This is a genomic window from Geobacillus sp. PK12 (genome assembly GCF_004123125.1).
GTDB classification, from domain to species: Bacteria; Bacillota; Bacilli; order Bacillales; family Anoxybacillaceae; genus Geobacillus; species Geobacillus zalihae.
In genome coordinates, this window is record NZ_SDKL01000036.1 from 39,415 (window position 1) to 56,435 (window position 17,021).

General features: G+C 54.0%; 13 protein-coding genes. 1 reads left to right on the plus strand and 12 read right to left on the minus strand.

Going from position 1 to position 17,021, the window contains the following annotated elements; translation table 11 throughout:
- Positions 1-4: 4 nt before the first annotated feature.
- A complete protein-coding gene (hemA, locus tag ETR37_RS12650) occupies positions 5-1,369 on the minus strand; it encodes a glutamyl-tRNA reductase (protein ID WP_129447343.1) in 1,365 nt (454 codons plus the stop codon).
- A 166-nt stretch (positions 1,370-1,535) separates the two neighbouring features.
- Between hemA and ETR37_RS12655 the strand changes: the two genes are divergently transcribed.
- Positions 1,536-2,021, plus strand: a complete 486-nt coding sequence (locus tag ETR37_RS12655) for a LiaI-LiaF-like domain-containing protein (protein WP_129447344.1) — start codon at positions 1,536-1,538, stop codon at positions 2,019-2,021.
- Positions 2,022-2,062: 41 nt separating this feature from the next.
- On the opposite strand, the gene yihA is transcribed toward ETR37_RS12655, so the two are convergent.
- The 11 genes from yihA to ilvC all read right to left on the minus strand — a co-directional run bounded on the left by yihA (position 2,063) and on the right by ilvC (position 16,986).
- Positions 2,063-2,650: a ribosome biogenesis GTP-binding protein YihA/YsxC gene (gene yihA, locus ETR37_RS12660; protein WP_129447345.1), complete on the minus strand. Its 588-nt coding sequence runs from the start codon at positions 2,648-2,650 to the stop codon at positions 2,063-2,065.
- Positions 2,647-4,989, minus strand: a complete 2,343-nt coding sequence (lon, locus tag ETR37_RS12665) for an endopeptidase La (RefSeq protein WP_031212304.1) — start codon at positions 4,987-4,989, stop codon at positions 2,647-2,649. The genes yihA and lon overlap by 4 nt, the downstream gene beginning before the upstream one ends.
- A 230-nt stretch (positions 4,990-5,219) precedes the next feature.
- A complete protein-coding gene (gene lonB / locus ETR37_RS12670) occupies positions 5,220-6,893 on the minus strand; it encodes an ATP-dependent protease LonB (RefSeq protein WP_014196454.1) in 1,674 nt (557 codons plus the stop codon).
- A gap of 143 nt (positions 6,894-7,036) precedes the next feature.
- Entirely contained in the window at positions 7,037-8,302 is a 1,266-nt protein-coding gene (clpX, locus tag ETR37_RS12675; RefSeq protein WP_011232128.1) for an ATP-dependent protease ATP-binding subunit ClpX, read from the minus strand.
- A 230-nt stretch (positions 8,303-8,532) separates the two neighbouring features.
- Positions 8,533-9,819 carry a trigger factor gene (gene tig, locus ETR37_RS12680; RefSeq protein WP_063193096.1) on the minus strand — a complete coding sequence of 429 codons (1,287 nt, stop codon included), beginning with the start codon at positions 9,817-9,819 and terminating at the stop codon, positions 8,533-8,535.
- 164 nt (positions 9,820-9,983) lie between these two features.
- Positions 9,984-10,964: a tetratricopeptide repeat protein gene (locus ETR37_RS12685; RefSeq protein ID WP_033004982.1), complete on the minus strand. Its 981-nt coding sequence runs from the start codon at positions 10,962-10,964 to the stop codon at positions 9,984-9,986.
- A 204-nt stretch (positions 10,965-11,168) separates the two neighbouring features.
- On the minus strand, positions 11,169-11,762 hold the full coding sequence (leuD, locus tag ETR37_RS12690; RefSeq protein WP_011232131.1) for a 3-isopropylmalate dehydratase small subunit: 594 nt from the start codon (positions 11,760-11,762) through the stop codon (positions 11,169-11,171).
- 96 nt (positions 11,763-11,858) lie between these two features.
- A complete protein-coding gene (gene leuC / locus ETR37_RS12695) occupies positions 11,859-13,274 on the minus strand; it encodes a 3-isopropylmalate dehydratase large subunit (RefSeq protein ID WP_020754257.1) in 1,416 nt (471 codons plus the stop codon).
- Positions 13,275-13,294: 20 nt separating this feature from the next.
- A complete protein-coding gene (gene leuB / locus ETR37_RS12700) occupies positions 13,295-14,410 on the minus strand; it encodes a 3-isopropylmalate dehydrogenase (protein WP_011232133.1) in 1,116 nt (371 codons plus the stop codon).
- Positions 14,411-14,426: 16 nt separating this feature from the next.
- Positions 14,427-15,974: a 2-isopropylmalate synthase gene (locus tag ETR37_RS12705; RefSeq protein WP_011232134.1), complete on the minus strand. Its 1,548-nt coding sequence runs from the start codon at positions 15,972-15,974 to the stop codon at positions 14,427-14,429.
- Positions 15,961-16,986: a ketol-acid reductoisomerase gene (ilvC, locus tag ETR37_RS12710; RefSeq protein WP_011232135.1), complete on the minus strand. Its 1,026-nt coding sequence runs from the start codon at positions 16,984-16,986 to the stop codon at positions 15,961-15,963. Before ilvC ends, ETR37_RS12705 begins: the two co-directional genes overlap by 14 nt.
- Between the last annotated feature and the right edge of the window lie 35 nt (positions 16,987-17,021).

Genomic DNA, 17,021 nt, shown 5'->3' on the forward strand with positions numbered 1-17,021 from the left:
CACCTTACAGCTGCCATGATGGGCGGGCGGCACGGACCGCTTCCGCGTCTTGTTCATCGCATTGCACGGATTTCGCCTGCTCTATATGCCGCTCGGCTTTCACCGCATCTTCGATATTGAAAATTTTCATAAACAGCAAAAGCGCCTCCTCGGCATTCGGGCCGGCGGCGAGTTCCTTCGCCTGCAAAATCGGATCGCGGAGCAGCTGGTTAATAATGCTTTTCGTATGCTTATTCAACACTTTCCAGTCGCGCTCCGACAAATGCGGCAGTTTCCGCTCCAAACTTTTCATCGTTTCCGCTTGGATGGCCAGCGCCTTTTCGCGCAATGCGGCAATGACTGGCACGACGCCGAGCGTCTGCAGCCATTGGCTGAACGCCATCAGTTCCGCTTCGATCATCATTTCAATGCGAGCCGCTGCCTTTTGCCGTTCCGCCAAGTTGGCCGCCACCACATCTTGCAAATCGTCAATGTCGTACAAAAACACCGTTTCCAAATCAGCCAACGCCGGATCCAAATCGCGCGGCACCGCGATGTCAACCATAAAGAGCGGGCGGCCTTTGCGCATTTTCTCAAGCGGCGCCACCATTTCCTTCGTCAAAATATAGCCTTTGGCTCCCGTCGAGCTGATGACGATATCCGCTTCCAGAAGCGCACACGACAGCTCACTGAGCGGCTTCGCTTCGCCGGCAAACTGCTTCGCAAGCTGTTTCGCTTTTTCAAGCGTCCGGTTGACGACTGTGACTTTGCCAACGCCGCTGCCGTACAAGTTTTGCGCCGCCAGCGTCCCCATTTTGCCGGCCCCGATAATCAAGACGTGCTTGCCGGCAAGGCGGCCGAAAATCTTCTTCGCCAGCTCAACCGCCGCATAGCTGACCGATACAGCGTGCGCACCGATGCCCGTTTCCGAGTGGGCGCGCTTCGCAAACGTCACCGCCTGCTTGAACAGATGATTGAAAATCGTGCCGCTCGTCCCGACCTCTTGAGCGAGCAAATAGCTGTCTTTCACTTGCCCTAAAATTTGCGTTTCCCCAAGCACCATCGAATCAAGGCCGGCCGCCACGCGGAACAAATGCTTTATGGCCGCTTCTCCTTCAAGCACACGCAAATACGGAGCAATCGCTTCCACTTTGACGCCAAACCATTCGGCTAAAAATGCTTTCATATAGTAACGGCCGGTATGCAGTTGATCAACCACTGCATAAACTTCCGTCCGGTTGCACGTCGAGACGATCACATTTTCGAGCACGCTTTTTTGCTTGGCGAGCTGTTTCATCGCCGCACCGAGTTCCGCTTCCGCAAACGCGAGCTTTTCGCGGATTTCTACAGGGGCGGTTTTATAGTCGACGCCAACGACTACGATTTGCACGATGCCAACCCCCTTATTGACCGAATCCCTTTTATCATTATATCACAACCGTCCATCGTTCTGGTTTGAAAAAATTGTGAACATGCCTTCAAAGCTATGCTAAACTGTAGACAGTGATCATTCTATCATAAACATGTCCAAAAGGGAAACGGAGGACGCGACGATCATGAAAACCCGAACGGTATTCGCCGGCATCTTATTCATTGGTCTCGGACTGTATTTTCTCGCCGGACAGATGGAATCCCCCCTTTTCCATTTCTTCCAAGGGTGGCCGGCCTTGCTTGCCATTTGCGGCGCGGCTTTGCTTGGCCAGGCGCATTCAGCGCGCGAATATGCTTACCTTTTCCCCGGCTTTCTTTTACTCGGATTTGGCGTTGAGTTGCTCCTTGCGAGTGCATTTTCGGCCTGGCCCCGCGGCGTGAACATGTTTTTTTTCCTCATCGCGCTCGCTTTTTTCGCCAGCAGCCGCAAACAAAAAGGCGGGGCCAGCTTTGGCGTGCTTTTTTTGCTTCTCGCTGTCGTGCTGACGTTTTCCGGGCGCGGCCAGCCATTCTTTCACCTCGTCCAAGCCGGACTTTCCTCTGTCTGGAAGTTTTGGCCGCTCGGACTCATCGCCATCGGTGTCTATATATTATGGACTAGGCGAAAATAACCTTGGAAGTGAAAACACCAGCGGAATCGCTGGTGTTTTCGTCATGAGGCCACAAACGGCAAAAGCGCCGCCCATGCTTCGTCTTTCCCTTGTCCGGTCTCGGCGGAAAACAAAATGAGCGGGTCGCCGTCCGCCATCCGCAGCGTCTCGCGCGCGATTTTCACGTGTTTTTGATGCTTGCCGCGCGGCACTTTATCCGCTTTCGTCGCAATGACGATCACCGGGATCTCGTAATGTTTTAAAAACTCGTACATCATCACATCGTCTTTCGTCGGCGGATGGCGCAAATCAACGAGCAGGACCGCCGCCTTCAGCACCTCGCGCGTCGTAAAGTACGTCTCCATCATGTTCCCCCATTTTTGCCGCTCCTGCTTCGACACGCGGGCGAACCCATAACCTGGCACGTCCACAAAGTAAAACGAGTCGTTAATCAAATAAAAATTCAACGTTTGCGTTTTCCCTGGCTTTGAGGAGGTGCGCGCCAAGTTTTTCCGGTTGATCATTTTGTTGATGAATGATGATTTGCCGACGTTCGAACGGCCGGCGAGCGCCACCTCCGGCCGTCCGCCGTCCGGATATTGTTCCGGCTTGACGGCACTGGTCACAAGCTCTGCTTTCTTCACATTCATCGCTTCCACCCCACCAGCGCGTGCGGCAGCACCTCATCGAGATGAGAGACAAGCACAAAGCGCAAGTCGCGCTTCACCGTTTCCGGAATGTCAGCCAAATCTTTTTCATTGTCTTTCGGCAAAATGACGGTTTTCAATCCGGCACGATGGGCGCTTAACGTTTTCTCTTTCAGCCCCCCGATCGCAAGAACGCGGCCGCGCAGCGTAATTTCCCCGGTCATGCCGACAAAGCGGCTCACCGGCTTGCCCGTCAAAGCGGAAATGAGTGCGGTCGCAATCGTAATGCCGGCCGATGGCCCGTCTTTCGGCACCGCTCCTTCCGGAACGTGGATGTGAATATCATATTTCTCATGGAACTTCGGATCAATGTCAAGCTCCTCAGCGCGCGACCGCACGTAGCTGAACGCCGCTTGCGCTGATTCTTTCATGACATCGCCGAGCTTGCCGGTCAGCACGAGTTTCCCATTGCCTGGCGCGAGCGACACTTCGATGGCGAGCGTATCGCCGCCAAACGCCGTATACGCCAGCCCGGTCGCCACGCCAACTTGGTCTTCCGCCTCCGCTCGGCCGTAGCGGTATTTTCGCTTCCCTAAAAATTCCTCAAGATTGTTTTCTGTGATCACAACCCGCTTTTTCTCGCCGGAAACGATGAGGCGGGCCGCTTTTCGGCAGATAGCGGCGAGCTGCCGCTCAAGCTCCCGCACCCCGGCTTCGCGCGTATAATGGCGGATGATATCGAGCATCGCGTCATCGCGAATTTGCAACGCCGCCTTTTTCAGCCCGTGCTCGGTGATTTGTTTCGGCAGCAAATGCCGCTTGGCGATATGCAGCTTCTCCACTTCTGTGTAGCCTGGTATGTGGATCACTTCCATCCGGTCCAAGAGCGGCTGCGGAATCGCCGCCAAATGGTTGGCCGTGGCGATAAACATGACTTTCGATAGATCGTACGGCTCTTCAATGTAATGGTCGCTGAACGTATGATTTTGCTCTGGATCCAGCACCTCCAGCATGGCCGCCGATGGATCGCCGCGGAAATCGCTCGACATTTTGTCGATTTCATCAAGCAAGAAGACGGGGTTGATCGTGCCTGCTTTTTTCATCCCCTGGATAATGCGTCCCGGCATGGCGCCGACATACGTGCGGCGATGGCCGCGAATTTCCGATTCGTCGCGGACGCCGCCGAGCGAAACGCGGACGAAGCGGCGGCCGAGCGCTTTGGCGATCGAGCGGGCGAGCGACGTTTTGCCGACCCCCGGCGGTCCGGCGAGGCAAAGAATCGGACCTTTTAACGATTTCGTCAGCTGCTTGACGGATAAAAATTCAAGCACCCGTTCTTTCACTTTATCGAGCCCGTAATGCTCCTCGTTTAAAATCGCTTCCGCCCGCTTAATGTCGTGGATGTCTTCCGTTTCTTTCGACCACGGCAAGGCGATGAGCCAATCGAGGTAGTTGCGAATGACTGCGCTTTCCGCTGAGGTCGCCGGAATTTTTTCATAGCGGTCAAGCTCTTTCAATGCCGTTTGTTTCACATGCTCCGGCATGCCGGCCGCCTCGATTTTTTCTTTCAGCTCCTCGACTTCGCCCGTTTTTCCTTCTTTTTCGCCAAGCTCTTTTTGAATCGCCTTCATTTGCTCGCGCAAATAATACTCTTTTTGCGTCCGCTCCATCGACTGCTTGACGCGGGCGCTGATCTTTTTCTCAAGCTGGAGCACTTCTTTTTCGTTGTGCAAAATTTGGATGATTTTATTGAGGCGCTCTTTCACGTCGATCGTTTCTAAAATGCGCTGCTTTTCCTCAAGCTTAAGCGGCAAGTGCGAGGCGATGATGTCCGCCATTCGCCCCGGCTCATCGATGTCGACGATCGAGGCGTAAATGTCGACCGACAGCCGCTTGGACAAGTTTATGTACTGCTCGAAATATTCAAGCATCGTCCGCTTGAGCGCCTCATCTTCTAAATCTTTCGCCGCCCGATCAGCAAACTTTTCGACTTTGACGAGAAAGTACGGCTCCTCGCTGATCACTTCCGTAATGAGCGCCCGAGCGACGCCTTCGACAAGCACGCGGAACGTGCCGTTCGGGAGTTTTAGAAGTTGCTTGACGCGCGCGATCGTTCCCATTTTATATAAGTCATCCATGTCCGGTTCGTCGATGGCAACGTCTTTTTGCGACGTCAGCAAAATCATATGATCCTCAACCATGGCTTGTTCGAGCGCTTTGACCGATTTCTCGCGCCCGACATCCAAATGGAGCACCATCGTCGGAAACACGAGCAGCCCACGCAGCGGCAAAAGCGGAACGACCGTCTCCTTTTTCTTTCCGTTCACGCCGAACACCTCCATCTCTCGCTTCTATTCGTTTATTGTATAGTACGGCAGCAGGGTTTGTAAAATTTGACGAACGAAAAAGCGCGCGGCGCTCCGTCTGCAGGCAAAGAAAAACCGACTTCAGCGACGATCCGCTTGCGCCGAAGCCGTACATAAAAGAGAGGCCGGGCGAACCGCCCGACTCGGTTACAAGCGGACCGCCCGCTTTCGTTGCCAATCGTTCGCCTTGCCGCCGTTTCCTTTGGCTAGACGAGCTTTTTCTCCGAGCGGTCCATAGCCGCTGGCAGCAGCGCGGGGCCGCGGCGGAGCGCCTCTTCGCCGAACACATGGACGAGCACTTCCTCGAGGCGGCGGACGGCGATGATTTGAATGCCGCTGACTTCGCCTAGCAACGATTGCATATTCTCAATCGGGATGATGACTTTTTTCGCCCCGGCTTGTTTGGCCGCTTTGATTTTGGCGAACACGCCGCCGACCGGTTTCACGCAGCCACGGATGCTGATTTCTCCGGTCATCGCGACCGTATGATCGACTGGCAGCTGGTAGATGGCGGAATAAATGCCGACGGCAATCGCCACCCCGGCTGACGGGCCGTCAACCGGCACCCCGCCCGGAAAGTTGACATGAATGTCGTAGCGGTCCGCTGGCACGCCCATCGCCCGCAACACCGTAATGACGTTTTCCGCCGAGCCGCGCGCCATGCTTTTGCGCCGCACCGATTTTTCTGCACTGCCGATGCTTTCCTCCTCGACAATGCCGGTGACATTGATCGACCCTTTCCCTTTGGCCGGCAAAGCGGTCACCTCAATTTCCAACAGCGCGCCGGTGTTCGGGCCGTACACGGCAAGGCCATTGACGACGCCGACCGCCGGAGCGGAAGCGATTTTCTTCTCATAGCGCGGAGTCATTTGGCTCGATTGAATGACCCATTCAATATCTTTGTCCAAAATGTGTTCTCGGTTTTCCGTGATGGCTAGGCCAGCGGCAATTTGCATCATGTTGACCGCCTCCCGCCCGTTGCGCGCATAGGCGGCAAGGAGGCGAATGCCGCTTTCTGACACGTTCAAGCGGATTTTTTCCGCCGCCTTTTTCGCGATGAGGGCGATTTCATCTTGGTCCAATTCACGGAAAAATACTTCCAGGCAGCGAGAGCGAATGGCCGGAGGAATTTCGTTCGGCGTGCGCGTCGTCGCCCCGACAAGACGGAAATCAGCCGGCAGTCCATTTTGGAAAATATCGTGAATATGGCTTGGGATTTGCGGATTTTCTTTGCTGTAATAGGCGCTTTCAAAAAATACTTTCCGGTCCTCAAGCACTTTCAACAACTTGTTCATTTGGATCGGATGAAGCTCGCCGATTTCGTCGATGAATAAAACGCCCCCGTGGGCGTTCGTCACCGCCCCTTGCTTCGGCTGAGGAATGCCGGCTTGCCCCATCGCCCCGGCCCCTTGGTAAATCGGGTCGTGCACCGAGCCGATGAGGGGGTCGGCGATGCCGCGCTCGTCAAAGCGCGCCGTCGTCGCGTCAAGCTCCACGAATACCGCATTTTTCTTAAACGGGGAGAGCGGATTTTTTTTCGCTTCCTCAAGCACGAGCCGAGCAGCTGCCGTCTTGCCGACGCCGGGCGGCCCGTAAATGATGACATGTTGCGGGTTGGGGCCGCATAAAGCAGCTTTTAACGCCTTGATGCCGTCTTCCTGACCGACGATGTCGTCAAAACTTTTCGGCCGCACTTTTTCCGCCAGCGGCTCGGTGAGCGAAATCGAACGCAGCTTGCGGAGTTGTTCCATCTCTTTGCGCGACTCTTTATCAATCGAAACTTTTTGCACACGCTGCCCTCTTAGCAAATTCCAAAAATAAAGGCCGATGATGACCCCGAAAAACAGCTGGATGACCAGTACGATGTTCGTCCAATCCATGCCCCGATATCCTCCTGCCTTTAGATGGTATGTAGTATGATAGTATCTCCGCGAACTGGCGGGAATAAACCAAAAAAGCGCCAGCGGGCGCGCGGGGCATGGGCGGCAAAAAAAGAAACCGCCGAAAAAAGGCGGTTTTCCCATCAGGCAGATGTTTTCCGTTCCAGCTCGATGACGGTGCCATCATGACGGATCAGCGTCGGCGGCTTTGTGCCGCGCACCGTGTCGAGCGTGATGATGCACTTTTGCACATCTTCGCGCGACGGCAGCTCAAACATCACATCGAGCATAATGCCTTCGATGATCGAGCGAAGGCCGCGCGCGCCCGTTTTCCGCTCAATCGCTTTTTTCGCGATTTCACGGAGCGCCGCTTCTTCAAACTCGAGCTCAACGCCGTCAAGCTCCAGCATTTTTTGGTATTGCTTCACAATGGCATTTTTCGGTTTCGTCAAAATGTCGATCAACGCCTGTTCGTCGAGCGGCTCGAGCGTCGTAATGACCGGCAGACGGCCGATGAACTCCGGAATAAGTCCGAATTTGAGCAAGTCTTCCGGCAGCACTTTCGACAACAAGTTTTTCTCGTCGACATCCGTCTGGTTCATTTCCGCGCCAAAACCGATCACTTTTTTGCCAAGACGGCGCTTGATGATCGGCTCAATGCCATCAAACGCTCCACCGCAAATGAACAAAATGTTCGTCGTATCGATTTGAATGAATTCTTGATGCGGATGTTTGCGGCCGCCCTGCGGCGGAACGCTGGCAATGGTGCCTTCTAAAATCTTGAGCAGCGCCTGTTGCACCCCTTCGCCGGATACGTCGCGAGTGATGGAAGGGTTTTCCGATTTGCGGGCGATTTTGTCAATTTCATCGATGTAAATAATGCCTTTTTCCGCCCGTTCGACGTCATAATCAGCCGCTTGGATGAGCTTTAACAAAATGTTTTCGACGTCTTCGCCAACATAGCCGGCCTCTGTAAGCGAGGTGGCATCGGCGATGGCAAACGGCACGTTCAAAATGCGCGCCAGTGTTTGCGCCAGCAGCGTTTTCCCGCTCCCGGTCGGCCCGATCATCAAAATGTTGCTTTTCGACAGCTCGACATCATCGATTTTGCTGCCGGAATTGATCCGTTTATAATGATTGTAAACCGCAACGGCGAGCGATTTTTTCGCCTCATCTTGACCGATGACGTACTCATCTAGAATTTCCCGAATTTCCAACGGTTTCGGCACGTCTTTAAATTCAAATTCCTCTTCATTGCCGAGCTCCTCTTCAACAATTTCCGTGCATAGCTCAATGCACTCGTCGCAAATGTAAACCCCCGGACCGGCAACGAGCTTTCGGACTTGGTCTTGTGTTTTGCCGCAGAACGAACATTTCAATTGCCCTTTTTCATCATTAAACTTAAACATGTCATTTCACCCCTTGCCAACGAAATCGCGCCTGCTTATGTATCCATGTCCGCCATCTCTTATGTCGTAAAAATGTATGTATTCGCTATTTTACCATACATGTTCCTGAGAAAGCGAATGAAAAAACCGTCGTCCATTTGGAAAAGTTTGAAAATTGCCGTTCAGGCGCCATGGTTGTGGATAAAGAACAAGGCACGAAGTCTCGCGCCTTGTTCCTTCCTTAAGATATATTATGCCGCAACCTTGCTGTGCTCTACAAGAAAATCGACTGTTTTCCGCCATTTCAAATCTTCTTTGACGCCATCTAAGCTGCCGAGCAGCTCTTTCAGCTTGTCCACGCTCAGCTTGTAGACTTCCGCCATTTTTTCGAGCTCTTTGTTTACTTCCTCGTCGGTTACTTCAATGTTTTCGGCCTTCGCGATCGCTTCAAGCGTCAACGCCGCGCGCACCCGTTTTTCGGCATCTTCTTTCATTTGCTCGCGCAACGACGCTTCATCTTGGCCGGAGAATTGGTAATACAACTGCAAGTTCAGACCTTGCATTTGCAGGCGTTGGTCAAATTCGCGAAGCATCCGGTCGGTTTCATTTTTGATCATGACCTCTGGAATATCCATTTCGGCGTTGGCTGCCGCTTTTTCGACAACCGCATTGCGCAAGGCAGTCTCCGCCTCGTTCTTTTTCTCCTCTTCCAAACGGGCGCGAATTTTCGCCTTCAGTTCGTCAAGCGTTTCGACTTCTTCATCGACGTCTTTGGCAAACTCATCGTCAAGCGCCGGCAACTGTTTCGCTTTCACTTCATGCACTTGCACTTTGAACGTCGCCGGTTTGCCGGCCAATTGCTTCGCGTGGTATTCATCCGGGAATGTGACTTGGATTTCTTTTTCCTCGCCGGCTTTCATGCCGACAAGCTGTTCTTCAAACCCCGGAATGAACGTTCCAGAACCGATTTCAAGCGAATAGTTCTCCGCCTTGCCGCCTTCAAACGGCTCGCCGTCGACAAATCCTTCGAAATCGATGACGACCGTATCACCGTTTTCCACTGTCCCGTCTTCTTTCACGACAAGTTCAGCGTAATCTTCTTGCAGGCGTTTCAGTTCGTTTTCGACATCTTCGTCCGTCACGGTTGTATCCATTTTTTCCACTTCAAGCCCTTTGTATTGACCGAGCTTCACTTCCGGCTTTACGGTCACTTTCGCTTTGAAAATTAAGCTTTTGCCTTTTTCCATTTGCTCAATGTCAATCTCCGGCATTGACACCGGTTCGATGCCTGCCTCTTCGACGGCTTTGGCATACGCCTCTGGCAGCAAAATGTCGAGCGCATCTTGATAGAGCACTTCGACGCCGAAGCGTTTTTCAAACAGAACGCGCGGCACTTTCCCCTTGCGGAAGCCCGGAAGCGTGATGTTTTTCACCACTTTTTTAAACGCGGCGTCCAAGCCTTTGTTCACTTTCTCGGCGTCGACCTCAACGGTCAATACGCCTTCGTTCCCTTCAAGCTTTTCCCATTTGACTGACATCCTTGTTCCCTCCACCTGAAATCATTGCTCGGACCATAGCGCACTCCGCTTGTCCAGATCTTTTTATGATGCCCGATTATGTAGACAAGTATGCGAAAACAGATACATAGCACAGCCATTATATTATACCATACAACAGCCATGTTTCAACAGAGAACGAGCCATTAGAGGGAGGAAAGTTCCTCTATTTCATATAGTTTTTGGCAAAGCCTTGCCATCTCCGCCGCCTCCACACCGTAGCGGTCGGCCAAGGCGGCCGCGTCAGCATCCAAGCCTAAAAACCGGCTCGCCATCCAATGGAGAGCAGCAAGCCAGGCCGCTGCATCCGCCGGCTCCGGCGGAAACGGATACAACACATATGCATAGCGAAGCCAAATTTCCGCCGCCGTTTCGTATAAGCTCGGGCTTTCCGCCGCGAGCTGCTGCTCAAGCCGGCCCAGCAGTTCGGAAGCAAATGCCGTTTCCGTCTGTTCGTCCAACGCTGACGGGACGACCTCCATGCAACGGCCAAATTTTTCAACCGTCACCGTTTCATTGACTCGCTTCCCTGTCAACAGGCGAAGAAGCATCGTTTTCGCCATCGGGCTTTTTTCCGGTGCGCGTAAATATTGCTTGAGCAACGGCAGCACCGGATCGATGTCTTCTTTTTCCAGTTGTTTAATCAGTTGCAGCTGCTCAGCAATGTCCCCGGACTCAAGCAGCCGTCTCACCCGCTTCCACTCCGCGGGCGGAAGCGTGCGGGCATTCATTTTTTCACTGAATCGAAGCAGCTGGTGAAGCTGTTCGCGCAGCGAAACGGATAGCGACGGACGGCGCAAGGCGTGGCGGATCACGGTTTCGGCCTTGCTGTATCGATTCGTTTGCAACAATATGGCAATATACATTTGCAACAGTTCACCGTTGCCCGGTTGCTCGTCAAGCAAACCGGCAAGACGCCGCTCCGCCTCATCATATTCCCCAAGCTCATAGCAACAGACAGCCAGCCCAAGCCGAACCGGAAAGCTGTGGTCGCCAAGCTGTTCGGCGGCGCGCAAAAAGCGGAGCGCTTCTTTATATCGCTTCGCCTCGAGCGCAGCAAACGCCTCTTCCATAAGCCGTTCTTTTGTTTGCGGAAACATGATGATTTTTCCTTTTTTCCCAGCCATCTTCGCCCGCTCCCATTTGCATTTACCATCAGTGTAACAAGTTTTCCCTCGCGAAACAACCCGCGTCTTGCTGGGTAACACAAGCCGCTTGTTTGCCGAAAAGCAGCCGGCCTCTGGACGCAGACGCCGTCAAACGCGAAAAAGGCTGCTCCCGCCGATTGGCAGAGCAACCCATCTCTCCTTGCCGCCCGGAACACATGGCGCTTACGGCCGTGGACAATGCCGTCGTTCGTAGGCGGCGATATGCGCTTCGTACACAAACGTCAAATCAATTTCGTCCCATCCTTTTAGCAACAGCTGTTTTCGATACGGGTCGATGTCAAACGGACGCGAAAATCCTTCATCGTCAAATACCCGCTGTTCTTCAAGCGAAACCGTCAGTTCATAGTCTGCGCGCTCGCTTTGGCGCAGCAAGTAGCGGACATCCTCTTTATCCAGCCGGATCGGCAACAGTCCATTTTTTAAGCAGTTGTTGTAAAAAATGTCGGCAAACGATGGGGCAATGATTACGCGGAATCCGTAATCTTGCAGCGCCCACGGCGCATGTTCGCGCGATGAGCCGCAACCGAAGTTTTCATCGGCGACTAAAATCGTCGCCCCTTCGTTTTCCGGGCGGTTGAGCTCAAACTCCGGATTTGGCGTGCCGTCGCTCAAATACCGCCAATCGTAAAAGAGAAACTGGCCAAAGCCGGTGCGTTCAATCCGTTTCAAAAACTGCTTTGGAATGATTTGATCGGTATCAATATTCGCCCGATCGATGCCAGCGGTTTTTCCGCGATGGATCGTAAACGGCTTCATCGTCCTTTCCCCCTTCCGTTATGGATGTCACTGATGGCAAAGGAGCTCGGTTTCCTAGGATGCCGCGCCGCCTCTTTTGCCATCACGATCGTCAATTTAACAGACCGGCTCGGCTTCAAGCTGGCGCACATCGACAAAATGTCCGTAAATCGCAGCCGCCGCCGCCATCACCGGGCTGACGAGATGCGTGCGCGCCCCTTTTCCTTGCCGCCCTTCAAAGTTGCGGTTCGACGTTGACGCACAGTGCTCGCCTTCTGGGATGATGTCCGGGTTCATGCCCAAACAGGCGCTGCAGCCGGAGTCGCGCCATTCAAAACCGGCGTCGATGAAAATTTGTGCCAACCCTTCCGCTTCGGCTTGTTTTTTCACTTGCTGCGATCCAGGCACGACGAGCGCCCGTACACCAGGAGCCACTTTTTTCCCTTTCACGATGCTCGCCGCCGCGCGCAAATCGCTGAGGCGTGAGTTGGTGCACGAACCGATGAAGACGTGCTGCACCGGAATATCCGTAATCGGCGTGCCCGGTCTAAGCCCCATGTACTCAAGCGCCCGGCGCACCGCGTTTTGCTCTGTTTTGCTTTCAAATTGCTCGGGATGCGGCACGACGCCATCGACGGAAGTGCTCATCGCGGGGTTCGTCCCCCACGTCACCATCGGAGCGATCGTCGACGCATCGATTTCAATCGTTTTATCGTATTTTGCCCCCTCATCGCTGGCTAACGCCCGCCACCGTTCCACCGCCTTGTCAAACTCCTCGCCTTTTGGTGCATATTTGCGGCCGCGCAAATAGGCGAACGTCGTTTCATCCGGGCTGATGAGGCCGGCTCTCGCCCCAGCTTCAATCGACATATTGCAAATCGTCATTCGCTCTTCCATCGACATGCGTCGGATCGCTTCGCCTGTAAATTCGATAATATAACCGGTGCCGACGCCAACGCCATAGCGGCCGATAATGGCCAAGATGACGTCTTTGGCGGTCACTCCTTTGCCGAGGCGGCCGTTGATGCAGATTTGCAGCGTTTTCGGCTTATGCTGCCAAAGCGTTTGCGTCGCCAATACATGCTCGACTTCGCTCGTGCCGATGCCAAACGCCAAGGCGCCAAACGCCCCGTGCGTCGACGTATGGCTGTCGCCGCAAACGATCGTTTTTCCCGGCTGGGTCAACCCGAGCTCTGGGCCGATGACGTGAACGATTCCTTGCTCTTCGCTGTTTAGGTCGGCGAGCGGAATGCCGAACTCGCGGCAGTTGCGCTCAAGCGCAGCGATTTGGTTGCGCGCCACTTCGTCGGTAATCACAAATCGGTTAACGGTTGGCACGTTATGGTCCATCGTCGCAAAGGTCAAATCCGGCCGCCGCACCTTCCGTCCTTTTTGCCGCAACCCTTCAAACGCTTGCGGCGAGGTCACTTCATGCACTAAGTGCAAATCGATGTACAATAAATCCGGTTTGCCCTCCTCACGGTAGACGACGTGGTTTTCCCAAATTTTATCGATGATCGTTTTCGGCTTCATTGGCTTTCACCTCGCACGTCTTAGGCATAAACGGTCATAATTTGAGCAATGGCCGTATAATCCAGCACCGCTGTTTTGATTTCTTCGACCATTTCGTTCGTTGATACGATGCGGCCGCCGCTTGGCGCCAAGTCGGCAGTGCGCAAACCTTGATCGAGCGCCTGCCGCACCGCGTGCTCGACCGCCTCCGCTTCCGCGGTGAGCCCGAACGACAGGCGAAGCATCATCGCAGCTGACAAAATCGCCGCAATCGGATTGGCTTTGTTCATGCCGGCGATATCAGGCGCTGAACCGTGCACCGGCTCATACAAGCTCGGACCGGAAGCGGATAAGCTGGCTGACGGCAGCATCCCGAGCGAACCGGACAACATGGAGGCTTCATCGCTTAAAATGTCGCCAAACATGTTTTCTGTCACAATGACATCAAACTGCTTCGGCGCACGGATGAGCTGCATCGCGGCATTGTCAACAAGCATATGCTCAAGCGTGACGTCCGGAAACTGCTTCGCCACCTCTTCGGCCACTTCCCGCCATAGACGGCTTGACGAAAGGACGTTCGCCTTGTCGACCGAAGTCACTTTTTTCTTCCGCCCGCGTGCGAGTATAAACGCCATGCGGACGATCCGCTCAATTTCTTCCTTTTTATATAGCAAGGTGTCCACTGCTTTTTCTTCGCCGTTTTCGACGACGCGGCCGCTCGGCTGGCCGAAGTAAATGCCGCCGGTCAGCTCGCGGACGATGACAAAATCGACGCCTTGCACGAGATCCGGTTTTAACGGCGAAGCGGAAACCAAACTGTCATAGCAAACAACCGGCCGCAAGTTGGCATATAAGTCGAGCTGCTTGCGAATGGCAAGCAATCCTTTTTCCGGGCGCAAATGCGGAGGGTTGTCATCCCACTTCGGACCGCCGACCGCCCCAAGCAGCACCGCATCGCTTTCTCGGCAAAGGCGGAGCGTTTCCTCGGGGAGCGGCGTCCCCGCCTCATCGATCGCCGCTCCACCGATCAATCCATATTCAAACGTAAACTCGTGGCCAAACCGGATGCCGACCGCTTTCAATACCTCGACCGCTCCGGACGTCACTTCTTTGCCGATGCCATCCCCTGGCAAGACGGCAATCCGATAGTTTCCCATTCTGAATCCCCCCGTTTTATGGTGTTGCCACTTTCTCGTTTTCGCCGCGCATCGCTTCGATCATAAACACACGGTTGATGGCGTTGATGTACGCTTTCGCCGATGCTTCCAACACGTCTTGTGCAGTGCCGCGCCCGCTCGTCTCGATGTCATGGGCGCGCACTTTGACGAACACTTGGGCCAACGCATCGCGGCCGCCGCCGACCGATTCGATCCGGTAGTCAAGCAGCGTCACCGGCGTTTGGAAGCAACGTTCCAATGTATTGTACAGCGCCTCGACGCTGCCCGCGCCGGTCGCCGCTTCTTGGATTTCATTCCCCTTCCCGTCTTTCAGTACAACGACCGCTGTCGGAATTTGATTCGTCCCGTATTGCACTTGGATGGAAGACAATTGGTAAAAATCTTTAAAGTGGTCGAACTTCTCTTCGAAAATCAACGCGATTAAATCATCATCGGTAATGTCCTTCTTTTTGTCAGCCAATTCTTTAAAACGGACAAACAGCTGATTGATTTCTTCATCGGACAACGTGTAGCCGAGCTCCTCGACCCGGTTGCGAAGCGCATGGCGGCCGGAATGTTTGCCGAGCACCATCGAATTCGACGGCACGCCGACGAGCTCCGGCGAAATGATTTCGTATGTCGTTTTTTCTTTTAAGACGCCGTCTTGATGGATGCCCGATTCGTGGGCAAACGCATTTTTGCCGACGACCGCTTTGTTGGGTGGAACGACGACCCCGGTCAGCTTGCTGACAAGATTGCTTGTGCGCTTAATTTCCTGCAAATTGAGGCGCGTTTCCACTTGATAGTAGTCTTTGCGGATGTGAAGGGCCACAGCGATTTCCTCAAGCGCCGCATTGCCGGCCCGCTCGCCGATGCCGTTGATTGTGCACTCGACCTGCGTCGCTCCATGTTCAATGGCCGATAGCGAGTTCACCACCGCCATGCCCAAGTCATCATGACAATGAGCGGAGAGTGAAACATTTTCAATATTCGGAACATTGTTTTGCAAATAGAGGAAAATTTCCCCGTATTCTTTCGGCGTAATATAGCCGACCGTATCCGGAATGTTGATCACCGAGGCGCCGGCTTTGATCACTTCGGCGACGATTTTCGCCAAAAACGGCAACTCGCTTCGGCACGCATCTTCCGCCGACCATTGGACGATCGGGAAAAAGCGCTTCGCGTATTTCACCGCCTCAACCGCCGCTTCAATCACTTGTTCCGGCGTCATCCGCAATTTATGCACCATATGGATCGGCGAGGTGGCGATGAATAGGTGGAGCCGCGGCTCCGCGCCGCCTTTTAACGCCTCCCACGCCGCATCAATATCGCTTCGGACCGAGCGCGACAGCCCGGTGACCGAGCATGTTCTCACCGTTTCGGCGATTTGTTTGACCGCCTCAAAATCGCCTTTCGATGAGGCGGGGAAACCCGCCTCGATGATGTCAACCCGCAGCCGTTCAAGCTGACGGGCAATTTCCAACTTTTCTTGCAAATTCAAGTTCACACCAGCAGATTGTTCCCCGTCACGCAATGTGGTATCAAAAAACTTAATTTTTCGCACCTGGCACCACCGCCTCGACTTGTTTTGCCTTCACAAACGGCATCATGCTTCGCAGTTCGCGTCCGACAATCTCAATCAAATGCTCATTCTCACGCCGGTTGATGGCGTTGAACTCCGGACGGTTCGCTTGGTTTTCCAAAATCCAGCTCTTCGCGAATTTGCCCGTTTGAATGTCATCGAGCACCTTTTTCATTTCCGCTTTCACAGCGTCGTTAATAATGCGCGGGCCGGTGATAAAGTCGCCCCATTGCGCCGTATCGGAAATCGAATAGCGCATCCACGACAAACCGCCTTCGTAAAGGAGATCGACGATGAGCTTCATCTCATGCAAACACTCAAAATAGGCGACTTCCGGCTGATACCCGGCTTCAACGAGCGTTTCAAACCCGGCTTTGATGAGCGCCGTCAGCCCACCGCACAGCACCGCTTGTTCACCGAACAAGTCGGTTTCCGTCTCTTCTTTGAACGTCGTCTCCAACACCCCAGCTCGAGCAGCGCCGATCGCTTTCGCGTAGGCGAGCGCCGTTTCTCTCGCGTGTCCGGTCACATCTTGGTAGACGGCGATGAGCGCCGGCACGCCCGCTCCTTCCGTATATGTGCGCCGCACGAGATGGCCTGGGCCTTTCGGCGCAACCAAGAAGACGTCAACATGATTCGGCGGGACGATTTGGCTGAAATGGATGTTAAAGCCGTGCGCAAACACAAGCGCATTGCCTGGCTCGAGTTCCGGCTCGATTTCCTCTTTGTACACGGCCGGCTGCTTCTCATCCGGCAACAGCACCATGACGATATCAGCCTGCTTCGCCGCTTCGCGGACGGAATACACCTCAAACCCGTCTTGCTCTGCTTGCTCCCACGATTTTCCTTTTCGCAGCCCGACGATGACGCGGACGCCGCTGTCGCGCAAGTTTTGCGCATGGGCGTGGCCTTGTGAGCCGTAGCCGATGATCGCGACCGTTTTCCCTTGCAAATATTGTTCGTTTGCATCCCCGTTATAGTAGACTTTTGCCATGATTACCCTCTCCTTTGTCCTGTAGATAAATGTTG